Origin of the sequence: Actinoplanes sp. TBRC 11911, from assembly GCF_012933445.1 — a bacterium.
GTDB lineage: Bacteria > Actinomycetota > Actinomycetes > Mycobacteriales > Micromonosporaceae > Actinoplanes.
Window position 1 is genome coordinate 14054 of record NZ_JABBNC010000010.1, and the last position, 24220, is coordinate 38273.

The 24220-nt window shown below is 71.3% G+C and carries 22 protein-coding genes; 11 read left to right on the top strand and 11 right to left on the bottom strand.

The window, feature by feature from the left end; all coding sequences use genetic code 11:
* Positions 1-65 precede the first annotated feature (65 nt).
* The 4 genes from HH310_RS16095 to HH310_RS16110 all read left to right on the top strand — a co-directional run bounded on the left by HH310_RS16095 (position 66) and on the right by HH310_RS16110 (position 6903).
* A complete protein-coding gene (locus HH310_RS16095; RefSeq protein ID WP_312034122.1) occupies positions 66-2708 on the top strand; it encodes a LuxR C-terminal-related transcriptional regulator in 2643 nt (880 codons plus the stop codon).
* On the top strand, positions 2705-3235 hold the full coding sequence (locus HH310_RS16100) for a LuxR family transcriptional regulator (RefSeq protein ID WP_169176365.1): 531 nt from the start codon (positions 2705-2707) through the stop codon (positions 3233-3235). Before HH310_RS16095 ends, HH310_RS16100 begins: the two co-directional genes overlap by 4 nt.
* Positions 3236-3967: 732 nt before the next feature.
* Positions 3968-4813, top strand: a complete 846-nt coding sequence (locus HH310_RS16105; protein WP_169176366.1) for a phosphotransferase — start codon at positions 3968-3970, stop codon at positions 4811-4813.
* 1316 nt (positions 4814-6129) lie between these two features.
* Positions 6130-6903: a lysophospholipid acyltransferase family protein gene (locus tag HH310_RS16110; RefSeq protein WP_169176367.1), complete on the top strand. Its 774-nt coding sequence runs from the start codon at positions 6130-6132 to the stop codon at positions 6901-6903.
* Positions 6904-7093: 190 nt separating this feature from the next.
* On the opposite strand, the gene HH310_RS16115 is transcribed toward HH310_RS16110, so the two are convergent.
* The 3 genes from HH310_RS16115 to HH310_RS16125 form a co-directional block, all read right to left on the bottom strand.
* A complete protein-coding gene (locus HH310_RS16115) occupies positions 7094-7600 on the bottom strand; it encodes an NUDIX domain-containing protein (protein ID WP_169176368.1) in 507 nt (168 codons plus the stop codon).
* Between the two features lie 61 nt (positions 7601-7661).
* Positions 7662-8351, bottom strand: coding sequence for a hypothetical protein (locus HH310_RS16120; protein ID WP_169176558.1), 690 nt, complete (start codon positions 8349-8351; stop codon positions 7662-7664).
* Between the two features lie 64 nt (positions 8352-8415).
* Positions 8416-9123, bottom strand: coding sequence for a VOC family protein (locus HH310_RS16125; RefSeq protein ID WP_211192211.1), 708 nt, complete (start codon positions 9121-9123; stop codon positions 8416-8418).
* A 103-nt stretch (positions 9124-9226) separates the two neighbouring features.
* Between HH310_RS16125 and HH310_RS16130 the strand changes: the two genes are divergently transcribed.
* The gene (locus tag HH310_RS16130) at positions 9227-10597 is read left to right on the top strand and encodes a hypothetical protein (RefSeq protein WP_169176370.1); all 1371 of its coding nucleotides are present in this window, start codon (positions 9227-9229) and stop codon (positions 10595-10597) included.
* Positions 10598-12710: 2113 nt separating this feature from the next.
* Entirely contained in the window at positions 12711-13664 is a 954-nt protein-coding gene (locus HH310_RS16135) for a tyrosine-type recombinase/integrase (protein ID WP_169176371.1), read from the top strand.
* 27 nt (positions 13665-13691) lie between these two features.
* Here HH310_RS16135 and HH310_RS16140 read toward each other — a convergent pair whose 3' ends face one another.
* Positions 13692-14114 carry an organic hydroperoxide resistance protein gene (locus HH310_RS16140; RefSeq protein ID WP_169176372.1) on the bottom strand — a complete coding sequence of 141 codons (423 nt, stop codon included), beginning with the start codon at positions 14112-14114 and terminating at the stop codon, positions 13692-13694.
* A 138-nt stretch (positions 14115-14252) separates the two neighbouring features.
* On the opposite strand from HH310_RS16140, the gene HH310_RS16145 reads away from it, so the two are divergent.
* Positions 14253-14765, top strand: coding sequence for a GNAT family N-acetyltransferase (locus tag HH310_RS16145; protein WP_396027522.1), 513 nt, complete (start codon positions 14253-14255; stop codon positions 14763-14765).
* A 21-nt stretch (positions 14766-14786) separates the two neighbouring features.
* Positions 14787-15833, top strand: coding sequence for a bifunctional 2-polyprenyl-6-hydroxyphenol methylase/3-demethylubiquinol 3-O-methyltransferase UbiG (locus HH310_RS16150; protein ID WP_169176374.1), 1047 nt, complete (start codon positions 14787-14789; stop codon positions 15831-15833).
* Here HH310_RS16150 and HH310_RS16155 read toward each other — a convergent pair.
* Entirely contained in the window at positions 15822-16595 is a 774-nt protein-coding gene (locus HH310_RS16155; RefSeq protein ID WP_169176375.1) for an endonuclease/exonuclease/phosphatase family protein, read from the bottom strand. The genes HH310_RS16150 and HH310_RS16155 overlap by 12 nt on opposite strands.
* Before the next feature lie 129 nt (positions 16596-16724).
* On the opposite strand from HH310_RS16155, the gene HH310_RS16160 reads away from it, so the two are divergent.
* Positions 16725-17183 (top strand): heme-degrading domain-containing protein, encoded by a 459-nt coding sequence (locus HH310_RS16160; protein ID WP_169176376.1) that lies wholly within the window; start codon positions 16725-16727, stop codon positions 17181-17183.
* 60 nt (positions 17184-17243) lie between these two features.
* Positions 17244-18215 (top strand): NAD-dependent epimerase/dehydratase family protein, encoded by a 972-nt coding sequence (locus tag HH310_RS16165; RefSeq protein ID WP_169176377.1) that lies wholly within the window; start codon positions 17244-17246, stop codon positions 18213-18215.
* Here the strand turns inward: HH310_RS16165 and HH310_RS16170 are convergent.
* Positions 18204-19157: a pyridoxal-phosphate dependent enzyme gene (locus HH310_RS16170; RefSeq protein ID WP_169176378.1), complete on the bottom strand. Its 954-nt coding sequence runs from the start codon at positions 19155-19157 to the stop codon at positions 18204-18206. The two genes, HH310_RS16165 and HH310_RS16170, sit on opposite strands and share 12 nt — an antisense overlap.
* Positions 19158-19180: 23 nt before the next feature.
* Positions 19181-20020, bottom strand: coding sequence for a sigma-70 family RNA polymerase sigma factor (locus HH310_RS16175; RefSeq protein WP_169176379.1), 840 nt, complete (start codon positions 20018-20020; stop codon positions 19181-19183).
* Positions 20021-20157: 137 nt separating this feature from the next.
* On the opposite strand from HH310_RS16175, the gene HH310_RS16180 reads away from it, so the two are divergent.
* Positions 20158-20682, top strand: coding sequence for an LURP-one-related/scramblase family protein (locus tag HH310_RS16180; protein WP_169176380.1), 525 nt, complete (start codon positions 20158-20160; stop codon positions 20680-20682).
* A 4-nt stretch (positions 20683-20686) separates the two neighbouring features.
* On the opposite strand, the gene HH310_RS16185 is transcribed toward HH310_RS16180, so the two are convergent.
* Genes HH310_RS16185 through HH310_RS16200 form a run of 4 tightly spaced genes read right to left on the bottom strand, consistent with a single transcriptional unit; the run spans position 20687 to position 24148 of the window.
* Complete coding sequence (locus tag HH310_RS16185; RefSeq protein WP_169176381.1) at positions 20687-21298, bottom strand: response regulator transcription factor; 612 nt, start codon at positions 21296-21298, stop codon at positions 20687-20689.
* Positions 21295-22410, bottom strand: coding sequence for a sensor histidine kinase (locus HH310_RS16190; RefSeq protein WP_169176382.1), 1116 nt, complete (start codon positions 22408-22410; stop codon positions 21295-21297). Before HH310_RS16190 ends, HH310_RS16185 begins: the two co-directional genes overlap by 4 nt.
* A gap of 17 nt (positions 22411-22427) precedes the next feature.
* Entirely contained in the window at positions 22428-23207 is a 780-nt protein-coding gene (locus HH310_RS16195; RefSeq protein WP_169176383.1) for an ABC transporter permease, read from the bottom strand.
* On the bottom strand, positions 23207-24148 hold the full coding sequence (locus HH310_RS16200; protein ID WP_169176384.1) for an ABC transporter ATP-binding protein: 942 nt from the start codon (positions 24146-24148) through the stop codon (positions 23207-23209). Before HH310_RS16200 ends, HH310_RS16195 begins: the two co-directional genes overlap by 1 nt.
* Between the last annotated feature and the right edge of the window lie 72 nt (positions 24149-24220).

Consider the following 24220-nt stretch of genomic DNA (forward strand, 5'->3'; position numbering starts at 1 on the left):
ACAGCCTACGGAGAAGCACCGCGCACGGGATCCCGTGTTCGTGCCAGCACCCAAGGAGGGAACAGGTGGCGGACGAGGTGGCCGAAGCGGCCGCCCAACTGCACCGGCCCGGCCTCGTGGTGCTCACCGGCCCACCCGGCAGCGGCCGCAGCACGATGCTGCACCGCATCACCGGCACCGTCACCGGCCCGGTCCACAGCGGCGGCGGGCTGGCCATGCTGCAGAACGTGCCCGCGCTCGCGTTGTCGCGCGCGGTGCGGGCCCGGCTGCCCGCCCACGACATCCACCTGCTCGCCGAGGCCGTGCGGTCCCGGGTCCGCGGCGGGCTGCTCGTGCTCGACGACCTGCAGTACGCGGACCCGGCCACCCTGGCGGCGCTGCCGCACATCGCCGCGCACTGCCGGGTCCTGGCCGCGTTGCGCACCCCGCACCGGCTGCCGGTCGCGGACCTGCCGGCGACCTGGGTGGCGGTGCCGCCGATGCCCGCCGCGGAAGCCCTCGAACTGGCCCGCGGCACCGCGCCGCAGCTCGACCCGGAAACGCTGTCGGCGGTGGCGGCCCGGGCCGGCGGGAACCCCCTCGCGATCATCGCGCTGGCCCGGCAGGCCGCCGCGGGGCGCGCGCCGACCGGGATCGACCAGGTCGCGTACGCCATCGCGACGGCCCTCGCCGACCTGTCCCGGCCCGCTCGTACGGCGCTGGCGGCGCTCGGGCTGCTCGGGCGGCCCGCCCCCGGCGCGTTGCTCGGGGCCGGAGCGGGGGACCTGCTGACGGCGGGGCTGGTGGCGGCCGACGCGGACGGGCAGCTGGTGCCGGTGTCGACGTATCTCGCGGAGACGGCGGCGGGGCTGCTGGACGCGGCCGCCCGCGTTGATCTGCATACCCGGCTGGCGGAACTGACACCGCCGGCGGAGGCGGCCCGGCACCTGGCCGCGGCGGGAGACGCGGCGGGAGCGCACCGGCTCGCCCTGCAGGCGGCGGATCGGGCCGAAGGTGGAGAGCGAGCGGCGCTGCTGCTGTTCGCCTGCGAGCTCGACGTGCCGGTCGATGTGCGGGTGCGGATCGCGGCGGCGGACGCGGCGCTGGCTGCTGGGCGGCCGGACGCGGCGGCCCGGGTGCTGGCCGTGAGCCGGATCGATGAGGCGCCCGGGGGCACGGTGTCCGGCCGCGACGCGGACGTGCTGCGCGGGGAAGCATTGCTGCAGGCCGGCGACCCGGCGGGCGCGCGACGCGCGGTGCGGTCGGTGCCGGACGCGGCCCCGGCCTCGGTCGCGGCGGCCCGGGATCGGGTGCTGCTGCTGGCGGAACTCGCCACCGACCCGCTCGCCGCCACCGACCTGGCCGACAAGATCAGCATGCGGTGGCCGCAACCACCACCCGGCGTCGCCGCCGCGCTCGCCGCCGTCGCGGCACACCATCGCAGTCCGGGCTGGGACAAAGCCCTGGCCGCCGCCGCGGCCGGCGGGGGAGACCCGCTGATCACCCGCTGGAGTGCGTGGCTGCTCGTCGATCACCTCATTGCCGACGCGCGCCTGGTCGAAGCCGCAAGCGTGGCGCTGGCCGCGGCCAAGGAGTGCGGTGCGGCCCTCGCATACGGGTGGCAGACGCGGTTCACCGCGGCGGCGGACTGGTCCCTGGCCCTGCACGGCACCGGCCTGCCCACCCCGGCGACCGACGAGCCCGCCCGGGCCGCCGTCGCAATGCCTGACTCCTCTCCGCTTGACGTCGTCCCGGCTGGGGACGCGCCCGACGCCGGGGAGCCGCGGTGGGACGGGGTTGAAGGAGTGCTGCGCCGGGCCGCCAACCTTGCCGACCGGGCGCTGCCCGACGAGGCGCGCGGGTACGCGACCGCGGCCACCGCGCTGATCGAGGCGGACACCGGGCTGCTCGGCGCTGCCCGCGCGCGCCTCGACGCCGGGCCGCAGCATCCGGCCACCGCCTGGGTGGCGCGGGAGACGGCCTGGCTCGACGGGCAACCCGACCGGGCGCTGCGGGAACCCGCGGACACCGTTCGCGGGCCCGCTGCGGAGGCCGGTGGCAAGCTTCCCGCCGGCACCGGTGGCGGACTGCCGGTAGGCGCCGGCGGCCTGCCCGCGGACGCCGTCGGTGGACTGTCCGACGGCACCCGCGGGGGGCTGCTCGCCGGGCTGCACGCGATCACCGCCCGCTGGGCCGCATACGACCTGGGCACCGAAGGCGCACCGCCGATCCCGTCGGGGCTGCCCGCCGCGGCCCGGCGCACACTGACCGCCTGGGCCACCGGCACCGGGTTCGCGGCCGCGGCCCACACCTGGCAGCCGGTCGCGCTGCGCGAGCGGATCCGCTGCCTGCTCGCCGCCGGCCTGATCGACACCGACCCGCAGCGCGCCGTCGCCGCGCTGCTGTCCGCCGAACAACTCGCCGACACCGCCGGGCTCACCGTCCTCGCCGGACGCGCCCGACGCGGCCTGCGCCGGCACCGCGTGCACCGCGACGTTCGCAGTCCTCGATCGGGCGACCAGCTCACCCGACGGGAGACGGACGTGTTACGACTGGTCGCCGCCGGGGAACCCACCCGTCGGATAGCCGGCCAGCTCGGCATCTCCGCCGAGACAGTCGATACCCACATCCGCGCCGGCATGCGCAAGCTCGGCGCCCGGACCCGAACGGAAGCCGCCGCCCTCGCCTTCGCCAATCCCGCAGACGACACCCCCAAGGATGGCCGGTGACCAGACAGCCCGACGCCCCTCGCTACGTCGTCGCGAACCCCGGCGACGCCGACACCGTCCTGCGCCGACTGATCCGCGACGGCTGGGTCGCCCGCGACGGGTTCGCCCTGCCCGACCCCACCTGGGACGTCACCGGCAACCGGCTGGTGCTGCACGGCCGCATCGGCGACCGCGACGCCCTGCAACTCGCCGTGCTCGCCGCCGCCCGCGGCGCCGGCATCGTCGCGATCTGCGACGCCGAGTCCGCGCTGGGCCGCGCCCTGGTCGACGACCTAGCCCGCCTCGGCACCGTGCACCAGGGCACCACCGGCGACGGCGACACCGCCAAAATCGCCGACCTGGTGCCCGAACAACGCGCCCTGCTGGACCGCCTCGCCGCCGGCGACACCATCGCCGCGGCGGCCGCCGCCGAATTCTTATCCCTGCGCACCGCGAACCGGCGCATCGCCGAGGCCCGCGCCCTGTTCGGAGTCCGCACCACCCGCGAGGCGGTCCTGGCCTACCTGCGCCAGCGCGGCGCGAACTGACCAACCGCGGCCGGCACGCCGTCCTGACTTGCTGCGCCCGAGCGGCGCGAACTGACCAACCGCCATCAGCGCGACCTGCGAGGCCGTCCTGACGTGCTGCCTCGGCGCAGCGCGAATTGACCAACCGAGCCCGCACGATCCGCGAAGCGTCCGACTCCCTGGCCAACCGGTGTCGGCACGACCTGCGAGGCCATGCTGCCTACGTCAGACGCCAGGCTGCGCGAAGACCAACCGGTGTCGGCACTACCGCAAGCCGTGCCCGGGCGCACCCTCCGCCAGATCGATCTGACCAATAGGGGACACCACTTCCTGCCGTTATGGGCTATCGTCGTCCGTCAATCGTGCACGGACACCGGGGGCCTGCCGTGATCGCATCTGACGTGACGCCCGCACGCGCGTCATGACCCTTTCAGCCTGGTCAGCACCTCCCGGCCACCGCCCGCCACGGCACCGCACCGCCGGCGAGCGTGTGACACAGCCCGCGGTTCCCGCGCCTCGACTGACACGCGCCGGCGCTCCCGGCCGCCGCCCGGCAAGGCCATGCGCCGCAGACCGTCGTGTGACGCCGCTCTCCATCGTTCGCCGTCGTGGCACCCCGCTCGCGGCCGTAGCGGCGCCGATCCAGAATCGGGCCGCGGCCGATCCCGCTGCTCCACGGCGCCGCGCCGGCAGCGATCCGATGCGGCTCCGCGCGCTTCTCGTGAGCTCGCCCGCGGCGCGGAGCGGTCGGTCATGACGACCGACGCGTGGCCACGCACCGCACGCCTGGACGTCCCCGCCATCATCGACAAGATCGCGGAGATCACGGGCGTACGGCTGATCCTCGAAGGGCCCTGTCCCGGCGGGGAGGTCGGGGCGGCGTACGTGCGCTGGCCCGACGGACGCCGCAGCGTCCTGACCGAAGGCCGCTCCCGCACCGGCGCCCTCGTCGACCGGGCACGGGCAGCGGGCGTGCCCACCGCGCGGCAGCAGCTCGCCGCGCACGTCGACGGCGTACGGGTGATCGTGCAGGAACGCCTGCCCGGCAGCCCGCCCGCCGCCCTCGACGCCGGCCTGGTCCGGCAGATGATCGCCGTGACCGACCGGCTCGCCGGGCTGCTCACCGACGCACCCGAACGCGCACCCGTCGACCTGTACCTGACCGGCGACGGACCCGGGTTCTGCCTGCACGAACCCCTGGCCGGCTACAACGAACGCACCGCCCGGCTGCTCGACTGGATCCACCGCGTCGGCGCCGACGGATCCGCGATGCTCGGCGACGACCTGGTGCACCTCGACTTCCACCCCGGCAACATCCTCGTCGAGGACGGCCGGATCAGCGGCGTCGTCGACTGGGACGGCGCCACCCGCGGCGACCGGCACTTCGACCTGGTCACCCTGCGGTTCACGCTGGGCTGGCAGGCGCCGCACCTGACCGGCCCGCTCGACGAACGCCTCGCCACGATCTCCGAACGGCGGCGCCGCGCCTACTGGGCGCACATGAGCCTGCGGCAGGTCGACTGGTCCATCCGCCACCACGACAGCGCCACCGTCGAACGTTGGCTGCAGGTCGCCGAATCCGGCATCGTCCCCGCCTGACCCGCGGTGGTCGCCCTGCGATCGAGCGTCCAGCCTGAACCGCGGACTGCCGCCCACGCGATGAGCGTCGCCGCCTAACCTGAACCGCGGCGTGCCGCCCCCGCGATGAGCGTCGCCGCCTAAAACGCCGCTCGGCGAAAGTCGCACCGCGATGCGTGTGCCCGCCGGGAGGCCGGCGCGCGGCATCCCCGGCGAGGTGCGGTTGCGCTACTGCGACGTGATGGGCAACCGGGGAAATCTGCGGCCGGCCCCCGCCGACCCGACGATCGAGGTGGTCGCCCGGGGTTTTCCGGCGGTCGTGTTGCCTGGCCGGCAGATCGAGCCCGGACATGATCTCGCCAAGAACGGTCACGTCGAGCGGATCGAGGGCGGACTGGCCCTGCCGTGTGCAGCTCCGAGCGCAACTTGGGAGCGATGCGGCTCGACCCCGGCGCTCGCGAGTCGAGCCACAACGGGCCAAGACCCGATGTGCAACTTGAACCCGCTGCGGCCACGGGGATCGCGATGGTCGTCTGGCGATCTCTGTGACCGGGGCGGGTTTCCGCTGTGTGGACATTGCGGCCACATCGTGGGCTTTCTGTGAACCTTGGAGAGTTACGCCCACATGCGAGCCATAACTTGCCAAGGTTCACATCTGGCCGGGAAATCCTGCCGTGCGAAAGCCGCGTTTCGGGGCAAAATCATGCTCCACAATGGACGGGAGTCCCACATCGCGGACGCGGGTTTCAGGAGGTGGTCGCCGGTCTCAGTATGCGGCCACGAGTCCCACGAAGTGGAAGCGTCGAGGGGTCGCTGGCTGAGCCTGGCTGCCAGCGGACCAGCTCGGTCCGCGCCGGTCACCGGAAATATCGGATATGCGTGGCCTGGGCGCACCTGATGGGAGGGTGAAGTCGCAGGTGACTCGGTGATCAGCGGCGCGGTCTCCGTGCGCCTGCGGGGGCACAGCGGACGACGCGCGAGCGGAGCGCTTATCGGCTACGGCCGCTGAGTCGGATCGGGGCGTACTCGTTGCGACGCGCGAGCGGAGCGCTTATCGGCTACGGCCGCTGAGTCGGATCAGGGCGTACTCGTCGCGACGCGCGAGCAGAGCGCTGATCGCCCGACGGCCGCTGAGCCGGACCAGGGCTTACTCGTCAGGCCGCGATTTGTCACCGGGCGGCCAAGCATCGCTACCGGCTAGGCCGCACCCCGTCCAGCGTGGTGGCCCGCCCACCCCAACGTGCGATCCAGCGACGCGCTCCGGCCCACACGTGGTCCGATCCGGCATCGTCCCTGCTCGGCCGCCACCCGCCACCTCGTGCGATCATGTCGGCCTGATGCCGAACGCGACCTCGCGCACGCCCCTGGCCTGGCGAATCATGCTCGCCATCGGCCCCGCCGTGGTGTTCCCGCTGTGCCGCCTACGGGTGCACGGCACCGTCCCGGCCACACTCCGCGGCCGCCCGCTGATCCTCGCCGCGAACCACATCAGCCCCTTCGACCCGGTCGTGATGACCGCCGCCTGCCGCAAAGCCGGCATCGCCCCGCGCATCCTGGCCACCGGCGGCGTGTTCGACGCCCCGATCCTGGGGCCGGCGATGCGCGCCGCCGGGCACATCCGCGTCGACCGCAACACCGGCAGCGTCGCCGACGCGCTCCCGGCCGCGGCCGCCGCACTGGGTGAGGGCTCGATGCTGCTGATCTACCCGGAAGGCCGCATCGGGCTCGACCCGTGGCTGTGGCCGGAACGTGGCAAGACCGGCGTCGCCCGCATGGCCGCCGTCTCCGGCGCCGAGGTCCTGCCGGTCGCCCAGTGGGGCGCGCACGCCGTGCTGCCCTACGACACCCCGAACGGGCTGCTCAAATCCCTGCTCAAGGCGATGCTGCGGCGCCCGGTCGTACATGTCGCGTTCGGCACCGAACCGGTCGACCTCAGCACCGTCACCGGCACCCCCGGCGCCCGCGCCATGCAAGCCACCCGCCTGATCATGGCCGCGATCGACGACACCCTCACCCCGCTGCGCCGCACCGAGATGCGCACCCCGCACGTCGTCGACCCCAGCCGGCCACCGGACCTCTCCCGCGTACGACCACGCCCCGCCCCACGCTGAGAGCACCCACCTCGACGAGACGACGAAGGTCAGCGACGCGACATCGCACCCGGCCCACCGAGGCAGGGGAGGCTCCGCCGCAAACCGGGCAAGCGTGCTCACGGCGACAGACCGTGGCTGCTCACCGAGCATCCGCCCAGGCCGGGCAGCGCAGAACTCGTACGCGGATCGACCACAGCCGCACACCCGCCTAGAGCCCGATTCGGACCGGCCGCCCCGGAACTCCCGCCGCGAGCAGCGATGTCAACGCTGCGCTCAGGTCGCTGGGCGAGAACAACTCACTTCCCGAATAGCCGGCGATCTCCGAAAGCTGCCACCAGCGGAACGCCCCCAGATTCTCCTCCGCGGCGAGCTGACCGGACGTCAGCTCACCACGGGGCTGGAAGTGGTTCGCCCGGATGAGGAAGTAGTCGTTGACGATGCCGCCGGAGCCCCGCGGATGGTCGGCCGCCGAAATTTCCTGGTGCCAGATGTGCGGCGGATCGGCGGTGACCGCCAGACCGGTTTCCTCACGCAGTTCACGACGCAGAGCCGTCAGCGGGTCTTCACCGGCTTCGATGCCACCGCCCGGCGCCGCCCAAACCGCCTTCGCCCGCTCCGGCACCGCCGGGTGCGGAAAGTCGAACCGGCAGAGCAGGACGCGGTCGTCCTCATCAAGGATGATCGCGCGGACCGCGAGACGCAGGTTCGACGTCATGGCATATGAGGAAGCGCTAGGACAATCGGCACCGCCGCACGCTACCAACCAAGAGGTCCCGTCAGCCGGCCTCACCCAGCTCCGCCAGCCGCGCCTCGATCTCGGCCAGCTCGGCCCGCAACCGCGACGCCTGCTGCTCCGCGTCGGCCCGCTCCGACGCCATGATCTGCTCGACCGCCTCCTGCACCCCCGGGACGTCGACCAGCGACACCATCCGCAACGCCTCCGCCGGCTTGATCACATACGGCTTGGCGAGAGCCTTCGTGCCCTGCGACGCGGCAACCGTCCACTCGCCCTCGGCGTACGCCAAAATGACCGTGAGACCCGCCGGAGCCTTCGCCTTCGCGGTCTTCGCCGCGGCCTTGCGGGGCGCCGGAACCACACTCTCGGGCTTGTCCACCGTCTCCACCTTCTTCTCCTCCGGCAACGGCTTGTCGATCAAAAACTCCGGCTCCGGCACGGCCGGCTCCGGGTCCGGCTCGGGCTTCGCCGCCGCCTTCTTCGCCGCCGCACCCCGCGGCGCCACCTGCAGGTCAGCGGGGGAGAACGGCAACTCGTCACGCCCGAACCGCACCACCACCCACTCGTCCGACTCCGCCGGATCGGTCAGCGCCACCACCTGCCCGATCTGCCCCGCGATCTGCCCCGCCGACTCGGTGAACTGCACCCGCGGCTTACGCCCGGCGTCCACACCGTCGCGGATCACCTGCAACTCGTCGGTGCTCAAACCCCGGACCCCGGTCGTCACCATCACACCCACTCCTTCTTCGAACAACTGTGCGAGAACTTTCTACCAGGACCCACCGACAAAACCCTCACCGCAACGGCGAACGCGCCGTCACGCAATATTCGCGCCCCGCCGGATCCCGCAACGTCGTCCACTCACCGACCACCCGCCGCACCACCACAGCCCCCAACGCCCGATGCCGAACCACCTCCGCGTCCACGTCGTCACACGCCAGATCCACATGCATCCGCGCCGCCCCCGACCCCAGACGCTGGAACAACAACCGCAACGGCATCCCCGGACCCCGCTGAAAATGCTCGAACTCCGGCAACCCCGTCGGCCTGCGCGACCACCCGGTCAGACCCTCCCAGAAACCGACCTCCACCTCGTACGCGGCATCCGGCAGATCCACACTCACCTGATCCACCAGCGACAACTGCCCACCCGGCCACCGCACCGGCGCCGGCAGCCGCGCCTCCCCACGCCACCCCACCAGACAGAACAACAACCCGGCGGGGGAGCGCAGCACGATCAACCCCTCCTCGGCACGCACCACCCGCGCCCCCAGCGAAACCGCCACCCCGGCAACCGCCCGCACATCATCGACATGCAGATCCAGATGCGAACGCGCCGGCGGATCACCCACCACCTGCACCCGCACGTACGCGTCCCCGTCGCGCGGCACCAACGTCGCGAACTCGCCACCCGCCCCACGCCGCCGCGACAACGACGCCCCGGTCACCCCAAGCCAGAAACCCTCCGCCACCCGTACTGGCGAATCCAGAAAAACCGTCATCCACCGAACATCCACCGCAGCAATCTACCGGTCACAATGCCCCGACGAAGATCCGCCAAGCCACCCCCGGACAGCCCGCACTCCTAAGTGGAATGCTCCAGAGGTGACCCCCGACGAACCGGGCACGTTATCCCCGGCCGAACAACAACTATGGGACGCCTTCCCGTACGGCCGGACAGTCAAATTCGCCCAACCCCAGCCCGTACGCGCGTCGCTCATCCGAACCCTGCTCCTCGGCGCCCGGCCCCCCGAACCCGGCCACCGCGCCGCCCTGTCCCTGCACGGCGCCGACATCACCGGCCACCTCGACCTCTACCAGGCCGAAGCCGACCCCGCGATCAACTTCACCGGCTGCACCTTCGACACCGTGCCCACCCTCTCGTTCGCCCGCCTGCGCTCCGTCTCCTTCACCAACTGCACCCTGCCCGGCCTCGACGCCTTCGCCGTCACCGTCGCCGGCAGCCTCGGCCTCGTCAAATCCACCATCCTGGGCGGCCTGGTCATCTACGGCGCCCACGTCACCGGCAACATCGACCTCGACTGGGCACACATCCGAGCCGGCCACCGCCCCGCCGACCAGTTCGGCGACCGCGCCGCCGCCGTCTTCGGTGAAGCCGTCCAGATCGGCCGCCACCTCTACCTGCAGGGCACCACCTGCACCGGCGACATCGACCTCACCGGCATGCACGCCGGCGGCAGCATCCACGCCCAGCAGGGCCTGCGCGTGCACGGCCGGCTACTCCTGCGCTCCGCCGACATCACCGGCGAGATCAACCTGACCGACGCGCTGCTGCTCAACCCCGGCGCCACCGCCCTGGACGCCTGGGGCGTACGCGCCGGACAGCTCACCCTGCTCGCCCCGCACATCGAAGGCACCGTCGACCTACGCCACGCCCAGTTCCAGATCCTGCGCGACGACCCCGGCCACTGGCCCGCCCGGCTACGCCTGGACGGCACCCGATACACCGCCCTCGAACCCGCCGGCACCGCCCGCACCCGCCTGCCGTGGCTCGACCGCGACCCCGCCGGATACCGCCCCCAGCCGTACGAACAACTCGCCACCCTGTACCGCCAGATCGGCCACGACACCGACGCCCGCACCGTCCTGCTCGCCCGGCAACGCCGCCGCCGGCGAGGACTGACCCCACCCGGCCAAGCGTGGAGCCTGCTGCAGGACATCCTGCTCGGCTACGGATACCGCCCCGGTCGCGCCGCCCTCTGGCTGCTGGCACTGACCGTGGCCGGCACCATCGTCTTCACCGTCGACCCACCGGCCCGCGGCCGCGCCGGCACCACCTTCCACCCGCTCGTCTACACCCTCGACCTGCTGCTGCCCATCGTGAACTTCGGCCAGGAGACCACCTTCGGCGTCAGCGGGGACGCCCAGTGGCTGGCCTACGCCCTGACCGCGCTGGGCTGGCTGCTGTTCACCGCCGTAGCCGCCGCCCTGACCCGAACCTTCAGCCGCTCGTAATCGCGGCGGCCGAATGTGTGGTTGCGCGGGGGAGCCGCCAATCTCGGGCACGCGAGCGGCCTCGCTATCCGGGAGACGCACATGACTCACGGGCGCGGCCGCCGGCAACAGGTCCTCGCGAGGTCAGGGGCAGGGGAGCGGCGGCCGTACAAGGAAAGCCGGGCGTGGACCGCCGCCTCGCGCCGCCAGAATCAGGTCCCGCGGGTCAGGGGAGCGGCGGCCGAACAGGGAAAGCCGCGCGCGGACCGGCATCTGGTCCCGCGGAGCTCAGTGGGCAGGGGAGCCGCAACCGCGCAAGGAAAGCCGGGTGCGGACCACCGCCTTGCCCTGTACGGCATCAGCTCCCGCACACCAAGCCATCGCGGTTAGAGCGACGAGCCGGCAACGGAGAAAACCCGCGAGGACCGGCCAGAGGCGCACTTGCGGCGCTCCGGGCCGAGCGTGGGTGAGGCGTGCCGAACGCGAGGCGGCGGGAGCTGTCTGACGCTTCTGGTGACTGCGCTGTCCGCGATCGCGCCCGCTCGGTCCGGTACTGCACGCGACAGACGACCAGCGGCGTCGGCACGAACAGCGCGATCGATGTGAAGCAGCAGTGACCGGCCGAGTCCGTTCCTGAGCCGGTTGCAGGGATCGGCAGCCCTGGCGCGGGCCACGAGGACAATTTTCGGAGCGGCGATTGCGGCTCGGCCACGTCGTCGCGCAGGGGCTACAGGCCGCTGGCCGAACGCAGCCGTTTCCGCTGCTCCGCCCATCGACCAAATCCCAGGTCGATAATGTACATTATGTCAATCTAGCGGAGAGAGGGCGGTCCCCGAGAGGGGTGGCTGACCTTTCGGCGGTACGTGGTTCTCGCGATGATCCAGCCGCCCCGACCTCCCGGAGCTGACCCGGCGGATCGTGTCGACGAGCTCCACGAGATGCCTAAGCACGCACTCCGTAGCCCGGCTGGTCACCGACAAGGTCGACCGCGACGGTTGCAGTAACGATCGCGGTGCGGTCCTAGGCCCGGTCGCAGTTGTAGTTGCTGGCCCGGTCCGGTCCGGGGCCCGATTGCAGCTGCGGTCCTGGGCGCGGTCGTCGCCTCCGCCCCCATGCGGTCCTGGGCACGTCGTCGCCTCCGCCCCCACCTCACGGATGCCGTTCATGCGGAGCGCCTCGCCGACCGGGCGTCGGCGAACGCAGGCCGCCCGGCACAAGGCGCTGCCAAACCGTGTCGTTGCAGTCAACGTGGCGAGGCCCAACTCGCCTGCACGTCGACCGTAACCCCATGATCAAGCACCGCTTTGTCGCCTTGACCCCACTTTGGTGCGGCCGATTCAGCGCGGCGCGGCCTGGTTTTCGAGACCTTGGAGAGTTATGGCTCGTATGTGGGCGCAACTCTCCAAGGTCTCGAAAACAGTCGCGAACCGGCCGCCGCAAAGCTGAGATAAGCGACGAATCAACCGTTCAATGTGGACTATAGTCCAGACTATGGACGGTTCCGCCCAGATAGTGAGACGGCGAGGCGGGGCGGCCGGCAAGAGTGGGCTCACCGTCGCACCCGATGCACGCCAAATCCCGCTTTATGCGGCCTAACCAGACACCGCGACGGGCGGCAACCAGCGGCAGCCACCGCACCGCCGCCATGGCAGCCCAGCCCAGCCACCCGAACACCGCGACACGCGGCAACACCCGAACCCCGCGGTATGGAGGCGTCGGCCGGCGCAGATGGAAGCGGCGGCCGGCCCGCAGTCCCAGCCGGCGATCGGGAGAAGCGGCCGACCGGTGAGCCCAGGAGACGCCCGTTCTACCGCTTCGTTGACGGGCGTGGCGGCTTCGAGGCGATGACGGCGACAGGCGGCCGCAGCGGGTCCGCCGCGATCGGTCGGCACCGCCCGCGTGCGGCTCGACACCTGTGGCCCGGCGGCGCTGGGCGGCACGTGAACGCTGCCGCAGGTCGCCGAGCCCGCCCCAGCGACCTGCAGCAGCCCGCGCTCCCTCCCCGCCGCCGCGGGTGCGGCCCGGCACCGCCACTTTGCTGATCATGGCGCTAGGGCGACATCCGCCGTAGTGGCGCCGCGAACCGGAGAACGGGACATCGACGGATAGGCGAATCGTCCCGATATAATGCATAATGTGTCTTATGCATGGGACGGATGTTCGCGAGCTGATCGGTGAGTTCCTGGCTGCTCGGGCGGTGCGCAAGCCGTCGGTGCACACGCTTCAGGCGTACCGGCGGGACCTGGGCCTGATCGCGGGGCTGATCGGGACGGAGCCGGTCACTCTCGGTGACCTCTCCCCTCGGCTGCTGCGGAGCGCCTTTGCCCGGTTCGCAGCGGAGCGCTCCCCTGCCTCGGTGGCTCGGGCCTGGTCGTCGTGGAACGCGTTCTGCACGTTTCTGGTGACCGAGCAGATCATGGCGGGTAACCCGATGCCGGCGGTGGACAAGCCGAGGCTGCCGGCCCACTCCCCTAAGCCGCTGCGTGGCGACGACACCCCGGAGCGGCTGCTGGACGCGGTGAGCCGGACCGACGAGCGGCAGCGTGACCCCTGGCCGGAGCGTGACCTGGCGGTGCTGGGGCTCGCGTTGTGTGCGGGGCTGCGGCTGTCCGAGCTGCTGGCGCTCCGGGTCGGTTCGGTCATGGGGCGCGACGGGGAAAGGTGGGTCGAGGTGGCGGGTAAGGGCGGGCGGCCGCGCAGTGTGCCGATCGAGCCGGAGCTGGACGCGGTGGTCGAGCGCTATGTGGACAGCCGGCGGGTGCGGTTCGGGCGGGCGTCGAAGGATGAGGCGTTGCTGGTGGATCGGCACGGTGCGGCGTTGAAGCGGGGTGGTCTGCAGTATCTGGTGCGGTCCTGTTACCGGCGTGCGGGGGTGCAGGACCGGGTGCCGCGGGGTGCGCAGTTGCATGCGTTGCGGCATACGTTCGCGACGCGGCTGGCGGAGGACGGGGCGAACGCGTCGGAGATCATGCGGTTGCTGGGGCATGCGTCGCTGGCCACGACGCAGGGCTATATCGATGTGACGGCGGCCCAGCAGCGCGCGGCCGTGCGGGCGAACCGCACGAACCGCGCGCTGCGGGGAATCTGAGGAGGCCGCTTACAAAACAGCCAGAGATCAGGCGAGCGACAAGCTGACCTCGATGTTGCCGCGGGTGGCGTTGGAGTACGGGCACGTCTGGTGCGCGGCCTCGACGATCTCGCGGGCCGTCTCTTCGTCCACGCCGGGGATCTCGACCTCGATGGCGACCTGCAACTGGTACGCCCCGCTGTCGTTCTTGACGAGTCCGGCGTCGACGGTCACGGCGGTGTCGTCGCCGAGCTTGATTTTGCGGTAGCGGGCGACGCCCTTGATGGCGGAGTGGAAACAGGCCGCCCAGCCGGCGGCGAAGAACATCTCGGGGTTGGGGAGGTCGCCGCCGGGGCCGCCCATCTCCTTGGGGTAGGCGAGGTCGGTGTCGATGACGCCGTTGACGGAGCGGACGTGTCCGCCGCGTCCTTCGCCGGTGGAGGTGGCGCTGGTGGTGTAGATGGCTTCCATGGTGCTTCCTGTCGGGTCGACGGTTGGGGGGTTGGGGCTGGGGAACCGCCCTGAGATACCCCCTCATGAAAAACTGTATTGCGCAAGCAATGGATTAGCGGGTGGCATCGATCACCACGGCGTGTGATCATGCGTTGCGTGCCGGATATCCGTTTCGTACAGCTATCCCCCGTCGCGCTGCGGGCGTTGATCGAGGGTGATCTCGGGGCCGCGAGTGCCGCGGCGGGTGTTCTCCTGACGCCGTACCTGGTTGATGAGTCCTGGTTGTGGCGGATTCGTCTGCAGGACATCGAGCGGGATCCGCGGGCCGCGGAGTGGATCGCGCGGGCGGCGGTGGCGGAGCCGCAGGGTGTGGTGGTCGGTCACGCTGGGTTTCATGGTCCGCCGGATGCCGATGGGGTGGTGGAGGTGGCGTATTCGGTGGATCCGGTGCATCGGCGTAAGGGGTATGCGCGGGCGATGCTGGAGTCGCTGCTGGCGCGGGCCGACGGCGATCCAAGAGTGAGCGCGGTGCGGGCGAGTATCCGGCCGGACAACGCCGGTTCCCGTAGGACGATCGCGGGTCTGGGCTTCCGGAAGGTCGGTGAGCAGTGGGATCCGGAGGACGGGCTGGAGGACGTGTTCCTGCGCACGGCGGCGAACAGGCCCTGAGTGCGGGCCGTTGTCCTGCACATGAAGTCAGATGTGCTCGCCCAACGGCTGTTCGAGGAAACCATCGGTGCGCTGGATCTCTACTCGATCTATCTGGGTGATCAGCTCGGTTATTACCGGGCGATGACCGGCGGCGATTGGCTGACCGCCGAGGGTTTGGCGCAACGTACCGGGACGTCGGTGCGCTACACCGAGGAGTGGCTGAGTCAGCAGGCGGTGCGGGAGCTGGTCGAGGTGCAGGACGAGCGGGCGGACCCGCGCCGGTACCGGTTGCCGGCCGAGCATGTGCCGGTGCTGGCGGATCCGGACTCGATGATGACCGCTGTCGCGTCGACGACCGATGTGGCGCGTTCGGCGCGTCGGCTTCCGGATCTGGTGACGGCGTTTCGGACGGGGCAGGCGCCGCCGAGTCTGCCGTGGGAGCCGGAGGGGCGTTCGGAGCCGAGCCGGGGGCTGTATTTGAACTTCCTGGGCAAGCAGTGGCTGCCTTCGATCCCGGAGGTTGATCGCCGGTTGCGGCAGCCGGGTGCGCGGATCGCGGACATCGCGAGTGGTACGGGCTGGTCGAGTATCGCGATGGCCGAGGCGTACCCGCTGGTGTCGGTCGACGGTATTGATCTTGACGGGGAGGCGGTCGCCGAGGCGAACCGGTACGCGCGTGAGCGTGGCCTGAGCGATCGGGTGCGTTTCGAGGCGGGTGACGCGGCGTCGCTGGCCGGTGAGCGCTACGACGTGGTGACGATCATTCAGGCGTTGCACGACATGTCGAATCCGGTGGAGGTGCTGCGGACGGTGCGTAAGTCCCTGGCCGAGGACGCGTTCGTGCTGGTGGTGGACTCGCACGTGGCGGAGGAGTTCTCGGTGCCGGGTACCCCGCAGGAGCAGCTGGACTACGGGGTCAGCCTGATGGTGTGTCTGCCGAACGCGATGGGTCCGGGGTCGGCGGCCACCGGCATGGTGATGCGGCCGGGCACGGTGCGCCGGTATGCGGCCGAGGCGGGGTTCGCGGCGGTGCGGTTGCTCCCGATCGAGTCGAAGAAGTGGAACTTCTATCAGCTAACGGTCTAGGTGCACGACCAGCGGCCGGTGGTCGGAGACGGGTGCGTGTGGGGTGCTGACCTGCACCACCCGTCCCAGGGCGGCCCGGCCGCGGGGGTCGGCGAGGACGTGGTCGAGCTGTGCTCTGGGGGCGGGGCTGGGGAAGGTGGGGGCTTTCCCGAGGGGTTTCCAGCCGGTGACGGCGCGGACCGGCACGGCGGGCATGTTGAGGTCGCCGAGCAGCACCCTTGGGGCGGGCAAATGCCTTATTGCCCGTACGGCGTGCCGCAGTTGCCGCAGGTTCCAGCCGGGCACGAAGGACAGGTGGGTGGTGGCGACGGTCATCTGCCCGTGCGGGGTGTCGAGGACGGCGGCGAGCAGCACCCGGGGTTCGTCCTTGAGCAGCATGAGTCCGTCGTCGGGGGTGTATACGGGTGAGCGGATCGGGGCGCCGGGCAGGGCGGTGATCTGCCAGTGGGCCACCGGGTAACGGCTGATCAGGGCTATCCCGTACAGGGGATGAAGGTTGTCCTCGTGGCTGCGCCAGGGCTGCCAGGTCTCGCCGGGGGTGCCGACGACGGCGGCGGCGAAGCGGTGCACCCTCGCGTGCAGGGATTCGGCGGCGATGGCGGTGAGGTCGAGCAGGCCGCTGCGGGGCTGGGCCTTGTCGACCTCTTGCAGGCCGAGGACGTCGGCGTCGAGGTCGGCGATGGCCCCGGCGACGCGGTCGGCGTGTACCGTGCCGTCGTGCAGGGATCTGCCGTGCAGCAGGTTGAAGGTGGCCAGGCGCACGAGTACCGACCCTAACGAAGGAGGCGGCGCGGGTGTTCACCAAGGCGTTGTGCTGCACGATGATGATCTTCGTCGCTGGGGCGCTCATCGGTAGTTGGTTGCAGCGCGCGCGGCGTAAGAATGATTCTCATGACCGATGATGTGATTTCGCAGCTCGAGGCGCAGGAACGTGACCTCGTGTTCACCCGTTTCGACAACGACGACGCGTGGAAGCTGGGTTCCGCGCTGGTGATCATGGCGCAGCGCCGCAGCCTGCCCATTGCGATCGACATCCGGCGGGGCACGCAGCAGCTGTTCCACGCGGCGTTGCCGGGCAGTGTCACCGACAACGACACCTGGATCGAGCGCAAGGTGCGCGTGGTGGAGCGCTACGGCGTGTCGTCGTTCCTGTTCGGCCGCCGTCTCGCCGCCCGCGGCGTGGAGCTGGGCGCGGGCCTGGGGGTGGATCCGGCGCAGTACGCGCCGCACGGTGGTGCGTTTCCCGTTCGCGTACGCGACGTCGGGGTGGTCGGTGTCGTGACGGTGTCCGGGCTGCCGCAGGAGGACGACCACGCGCTTGTGGTGGAAGCGATCCGCGCGTTCTTGTAATTGCGCTGTCCGCGATCACCCCTGTCGCCGGCGGTGGTGCGGGCGGCACGATCGGTCCCCATGAGACTGCTGATTCTGGGTGGATCGGGCTTCGTGGGGCGCACCCTGGCCGAGCAGGCCGTGCGGCGCGGCGACGACGTGACAGTGTTCAACCGGGGCTTACGACCGCCGCCCGCCGGGGTCCGGTTACTCACCGGCGACCGGCTGGCCGGCGGCGGCCTGAGCGCCCTGGACAACGACGAGCAGTGGGACGCGATCACCGACACGTGGTCGGCAGACAGCGAGGCCGTACGCCGTACGGCCTCGCTGCTTCGTGATCGGGCCGGCGTCTACCAGTACGTGTCGACGCGCTCGGTGTACGCGTACGGCACCCCGCAGCCGCTGACCGAGGACTCGCCGCTGGCCGACGTGGACGATGCGGAGTACGCCGGGGACAAGCTGCGCGGCGAGATGGCCGTCCGCGAGTTCGGCGGCGGCGCGTTGATGGCCCGGGCCGGGCTGATCCTGGGCCCGCACGAGGACGTAGGCCGGCTGCCGTGGTGGCTGAACCGGCTGGCCCGCGGCGGCCCGGCCCTGGCGCCCGGCCCGCGTGAGCTGCCGTTGCAGTACATCGACGTCCGTGACCTGGCGCTGTTCCTGCTGGACGCGGTGCCGCGCGGGCTGACCGGGGCGTACAACGTGGTCAGCCCGTCCGGGCACGCCACCATGGGCGAGCTGCTCGATACCGCGAACGAGGTCACCGGCGGTACGGCCGAGTTGCGCTGGACCGCCCCGGAGGTGATCGAGGCGGCCGGCATCGAACCGTGGATCCAGTTACCGATCTGGCTGCCACCGGGCCCCGACCACGACCACCTGCACCGCGGCGACGTCACCAAGGCGCTCACCCATGGTCTGACCGTGCGGCCGGTGCGGGAGACGGTCGCGGACACGTGGGCGTGGCTGCGCTCGCTGCCCGGGGACCCGCCGCGGCGCACCGACCGGGCCCGGGTGGGCCTGGACCCGGCGGTCGAGGCGAAGGTGTTAGGCGAGTAGCTCGGCGAGCCGGGCGGCGCCCACGTTCCCACCCGAGATGATCACACCGATGCGGGCGGGCACCGGGGACAGCTTGCCGGTCAGCAGCGCGGCGAGACCGCTGGCGCCGCTCGGCTCCATCACCAGCTTCAGCCGGTCCGCGGCGAAGCGCAGGGCGTCGCGGATCTCGTCGTCGGAGACCAGCACGATCTCGTCGACCAGGCGCTTGTTGATGCTGAAGGTCATCTCGCCCGGGATCGACGCGGCCTGCCCGTCGGCGATCGTGCGCGGCACTTCGATGGTGACCCGCTCCCCCGCCGCCAGGGACCGTTTCGTGTCGTCGCCGGCCTGCGGTTCGACCCCGACCACCCGGATGCCGGGCTGCAGGCCCTTCGCGGCGGTGGCGCTGCCGGCGATCAGGCCGCCGCCGCCCACCGGCACCACCAGCGCGTCCAGGTCGCCGGTCTCGTCGAGCAGCTCCAGCGCGGCGGTGCCCTGCCCGGCGATGACGTGCTCATGCTCGTACGGCGGGATCAGCGTCAGCCCCCGGGAGGCGGCCAGCTCGGCGCCGATGGCCTCCCGGTCGCCGGTGTACCGGTCGTAGGTGATGATCTCGGCGCCGTAGCCGCGGACCGCGGCCAGCTTCGAGGCCGGCGTGTCGGCGGGCATCACGATCACCGCGGTGCTGCCCAGCTCGCGGGCGGACAACGCGACCGCCTGCGCGTGGTTGCCCGACGAGTACGCGGCGATGCCCCGCTCGAGCTGCTGCGGGGTGAGCCGGGAGATCGCGTTGTAGGCGCCGCGGAACTTGAACGCCCCGACCCGCTGAAGGTTTTCCGCCTTGAGGAACACCTCGGCGCCGGCCAGCGCGTCCAGCGTGCGGGACCGGATCACCGGGGTGCGGTGTGCCACCCCGGCGATCTGCTTCGCGGCGTCCCGGATGTCCTGCAACGTCACCGTCATGCTCAGAACGCTACAAGAAGCTTTCAGGCCGCCGTACGCAGGCCATTGGCGTCGGTGGCGCCCAGCCGGGTGGACAGGGTGCTGCGGGCGGCGATCTGCGCCGCGTATACGGCACGGCGGCGGGCCACGACGCTGTCCTTGGCGGCGCCGTTGTCGCGCTGCTCCATGTGCGTGCCCAGGCCGTCCTTGAGCAGCGCGAGCGCCTCGGTGCGCAGCTGCGAGACCCGGGACTCGGTGACGCCCAGCTCGGCGGCCACGTCGCTGAGCGGCCGCTCCTGCAGGAACGAGGCCTCCACGACGAAACGCAGCCGCTCGGGCAGCACGGCCACGGCGTCGTGCAGGTAGCCGATGCGCTCGCGGTGCAGCAGCATCTCCTCGGGGTTCAGCGAGGTCTCGGCGACCATGTCCTCGGCGGTGCCGGCCGCGAAGCCGTGCAGCGAGAGCACGGCGGCGCGCTGCACGTCGTCGTCGACGTTGCTGAGCTCGGCGACCGCGACACCGAGCAGCTCGGCCAGCTCGGTCGGGGTGGGGGTGCGGCCGAGCCGGGCGGTCAGTTCCTGGCGGGCCACCTCGGCGCGGCGGGCCCGGGCCCGTACCGAGCGGGACGCCCAGTCCATGGCGCGCAGCTCGTCGAGCAGCGCCCCGCGCACCCGCACGGCGGCGAACCGGCCGAACGGGACGCCCCGCTCGCCGTCGTACGCCTGGGCGGCCGTGACCAGCGCGGCGTAGCCGGCCGAGGCGAGGTCGTCGCGGTGCACGTGGGGCGGAACCTTGAACAGCATCTCGCGCACCATGTGACCCACCAGGGCCATGTTCTCCCGGATGAGGGTTTCCTGCTCGCGGGTCACGGACTTGCTGCTCATGGTTGGTTCCCCCCTGTCGTTGCTGACAGGGGGGAACTTTTCGTGGCGGCGGGTGCAGCCGGCGGTCACTTACGGTTGCGGATTAGTTGCACCGGCGAATTGTTCTCAAGTTTGCGGGTGGGGTCACAATGGGCGCCATGTTCTTGATCAGGGAGCGGTTCTTCTCCATCGGCGACGATTTCGACGTGCTCGACGAGCAGGGCACCAAGCTGTACCGCATCGACGGCAAGGCGCTGAGCATCCGCGACAAGGTGGTCATCGAGGACCCGGACGGCGTGGAGCTGGCCACCGTGCACCGGCACCTCATCGCGCTGCGGCCCACCTACGAGATCCGCATCGGCGGGGAGGAGGCCGCGGAGGTCCGCAAGAAGCTGTTCACCCCGTTCCGCGACAAGTTCACCATCGATGTCCCGGGCCGCCACGACCTGGAGATGAAGGGTGACCTGTCGAACCACGAGTACGACATCGAGCTCGACGGGGACACGGTCGCGGAGGTGTCTAAGCGCTGGCTGACGATCCGCGACACCTACGCCGTACGGGTCGAGCAGGGTGTCGACGAGCTGCTGATCATCGGCAGTGTGATCGCGCTGGACCTGGCGATGGAGCGGGAGGCCGAGAAGAAGGACAAGGAGCAGCGCGAGGACGAGAAGGACGAGGACTGAGGGTTCAGGACAGCAGCCACCCGTTGTCGACCGCCAGCCGGACGGCTTCCGCGCGGGTGCGGGCGCCGGTCTTGCCGATGGCCGACGACAGGTGGTTGCGGACCGTCCCGTCGGACAGGTGCAGTTCCCGGGCGATGTCGGCGACGGTGCCGCCGTCGCGGGCCGAGCGCAGCACGTCGGCCTCGCGGTCGGTCAGCGGCGAGTCGCCCTGGGCCAGGGATTGGGCGGCCAGCGCCGGGTCGACCACGCGTAGTCCTTGATGGACCCGGCGGACCGCGTCGGCGAGCTGGCGGGCCGGGGTGTCCTTGACGATGAACCCGCCCGCGCCGGCGGCCATGGCCTGGCGCAGGTAGCCGGCGCGGCCGAAGGTGGTGACCATCAGCACCTTGCAGGAGGGCAGGGCGCGGTGCAGGTCGCGGGCCGCGCTGACGCCGTCCATGCCGGGCATCTCCACGTCCAGCAGCGCCACGTCGGCCTCGTGGGCGAGCGCGGCGTCGACCACCTCGTCGCCGCGGCCCACCTCGGCGACCACTTTCAGGTCGTCCTCCATGTCGAGCAGGGCGGCCATGGCGCCGCGTACCAGGGCCTGGTCGTCGGCGAGCAACAACTTGATCATGAGGGGACCTCCACGCGAATCCGGAAACCCTGCTGGTCGTCGCGGCCGCCGACGGTCAGCGTCGCGCCCAGCGCGTCCGCCCGCCGTCGCAGGCCGGAGAGCCCCTGTCCGTCGGGTGAGCCGGGTGCCAGGCAGCCCACCCCGTCGTCGATGACTTCCACGCTGCCGGGCCCGAGGCGTACGAAAGCGTGTTTGGCCTTGCTGTGGCGCACGATGTTGGTGACCGCCTCGCGGATGGTCCACGCGAACAGCTCCCGGTTGCGGCTGGGCACCTCGTCGGCTGCCCCGGGAAGTTCGGCCTCGACGTTGGCCGCGGCGAGGGCTTCGCGCGCGGCCGCGATCTCTCCGGGCAGCGAGATTCCCCGTACGCCCATGGCGGTCGAACGCACGTCCGACAGCGCGTCACGGGCGAGCGACTCCAGGTCGGCCAGTTCCTTGCGGGCGCGTTCCACGTCCACGTCCAGCAGCCGCTGCGCGAGCTCGGCCTTGACCGCGACCACGGTCAGCGAGTGCCCGAGAATGTCGTGCAGGTCACCGGCGATGCGGGCCCGCTCGTTCTGCACGGCCAGATCCGAGAGCTCTTTCTGCGCGTCGACGAGCCGGTGCTGGCGGTCCCAGGCGAGCCGGATGCCCCAGGTGGCCAGCGAGCCGAGCAGCACCGCCAGCCCGTACCCGTTGTCCGACCAGCCCGGTACCGTGGCCGGCAGCGCCTCGGCCAGCGCGACCAGCACCGCGGCGAGCGGGATCGCGAACTGCAGCGGCAGGCTCACCATGGCGAAGGCCGCCACATACACCAGGCAGGTCAGCGCGTGTGCCCCGGCGCCGGGGATCTGCACGGCGAACAGCGCCAGCATGCCCAGCACGCCGGCCCACGCCTGCACCGTGAACGAGCCGGAGCCGAGCAGCTGCTCGCGGCGCACGTGGCGCGACAGGCTGACCACGTACAGGTAGGTCGCCGCGAACAACGCGACGGCGACCAGGCCGATGTTGCGCCACCACATGTCCGGCTGCTCGAGCAGCGCCTTGACGTTCTCGGCCAGATAGAACAGCCAGACGGCGGCGAAGAGCCAGCCGTACCGCCAGCCCTTCGCCTGCTTCGGTGCCGTCGCCATGTGCATGAAACTACCTATCAGACGCGGGCGGTGTCGCGGCGGAACCGCCAGATCGCGCCGACCGCGAACACCGTCGTCCAGGCCACCACGTTCAGCACGAACAGCCACAGGTTCCCGTCGTGCGTCAGCGGGTAGCGGGCGATGCCGCCGACCCCGTTGACCGGGGTGAACTTGCTGATCGTCTCGAACGTCGAGCCCAGCTCGCTGGCCGGCACGAACAACCCGCCGGCGAACGACAGCACCGCCAGGATCGGCCCGAGGATCTGCATCACGTTCTCGCTCGGCAGCAGATAGCCCATGAACAGGCCGAACGCGGCGAACACCAGCGCGCAGGCCCAGGCCAGCAGCCCGCAGCCGATCCACGCCGAGGCCGGCAGCTGCGCCCCCGAAAGCGCCCCGACTGCGAACGCGACCGCGACCGACACCGCTCCGATGATCATGGCGAGGACCATTTTCACGGCGATGTACGCGACCGGTTTCAGCGGGGTCAGTCGCAGCTGCCGGCTCCATCCGGCGGCCCGTTCCACGGAGACCATCGCGCCGCCGGAGGTGGTGGCCAGCATCGCCCCGTACACGGCCATGCTGATCAGGACGTAGCCGGTGAGGTTGCCGCCGCCGATGCGTTCGGTCTTGTAGCTGCCGCTGGTGCCGAAGATCAGGAAGAAGACGGCGGGCATGACGAGCGTGAAGACGACGGTGCGGCGGTTGCGGATCATCCGGCGCAGCTCGAGGCCGATCATCCCGGCCGAGAAGCCACCGAACTTGGGCAGGTTGCGCGGCTGCGCGAGGGTGGTCATCACTTGCTCTTTTCGGTGTCGTCCGCGGTCAGGGTCAAAAACGCCTCTTCGAGGTTGCGGGAGGTGATCTCCAGGTCCCGGGCGTCGGTGTTGTTGAGCAGGTGCCGGGCGATCCCGTCGGTGTCGCGGCCGTGCAGGTAGACGGTGTCGCCGCGCACCTCGGCGTTCTCCACCCCGGCGATCTTTCGCAGGTCGCCCTCGGTGCTGCCGGGCAGCGTGGCGCGCACGGTGCGGCCCGAGGCCAGGGCCTTGACCTCGGCGGCGGTGCCGTCGGCGACGATCTGCCCGCGGCGTACGAAGACCACCCGGTCCGCGTACGCGTCGGCCTCCTCCAGGTAGTGGGTGGCGAAGATGACCGTGCGGCCACGCTGCGCGTCCTGCCGGATGGCCTGCCAGAAGTCGTGCCGCCCGCCGACGTCCATGCCGGTCGTCGGTTCGTCGAGGATCAGCAGTTCCGGGTCGGGCAGCAGCGCCATCGCGAACCGCAGCCGCTGCTGCTGCCCGCCCGAGCACTTGCCGACCATCCGCTTGCCGATGTCCGCGATGCCGGCGCGTTGCAGGGCCTCGCCGACGCTGCTGCGCGGCCGGCCGAACAGCACCGCGGTCAGCCGCACCGTCTCCTCGACGGTGTAGTCCTTGAGCAGCCCGCCGGTCTGCATCACGGCGGACACCAGGCCGAGCGCGACCGCCTCGTGCGGCTGGCGCCCGTACACGCGTACCGACCCCTCGGTGGGGTGCGACAGGCCGAGCAGCATGTCGACGGTGGTGGTCTTACCGGCCCCGTTCGGGCCGAGCAGGGCGACCACCTCGCCGGCCCGGATCGAGAGGTCGACGCCGTCGACCGCGGTGACGGCGCCGAAACGTTTGACGACGCCGTCCATATGCACGGCCGGGACCGCGGTGTCCCGATCCGTTGTCGAAGGTGTGGCGGTGAGGGTCATGACAATCATGATTGCCGTACGCCCGTGCCGGCGCGCGGGGCATGCGTCATGCCCGCACCGTGACATCTGTCA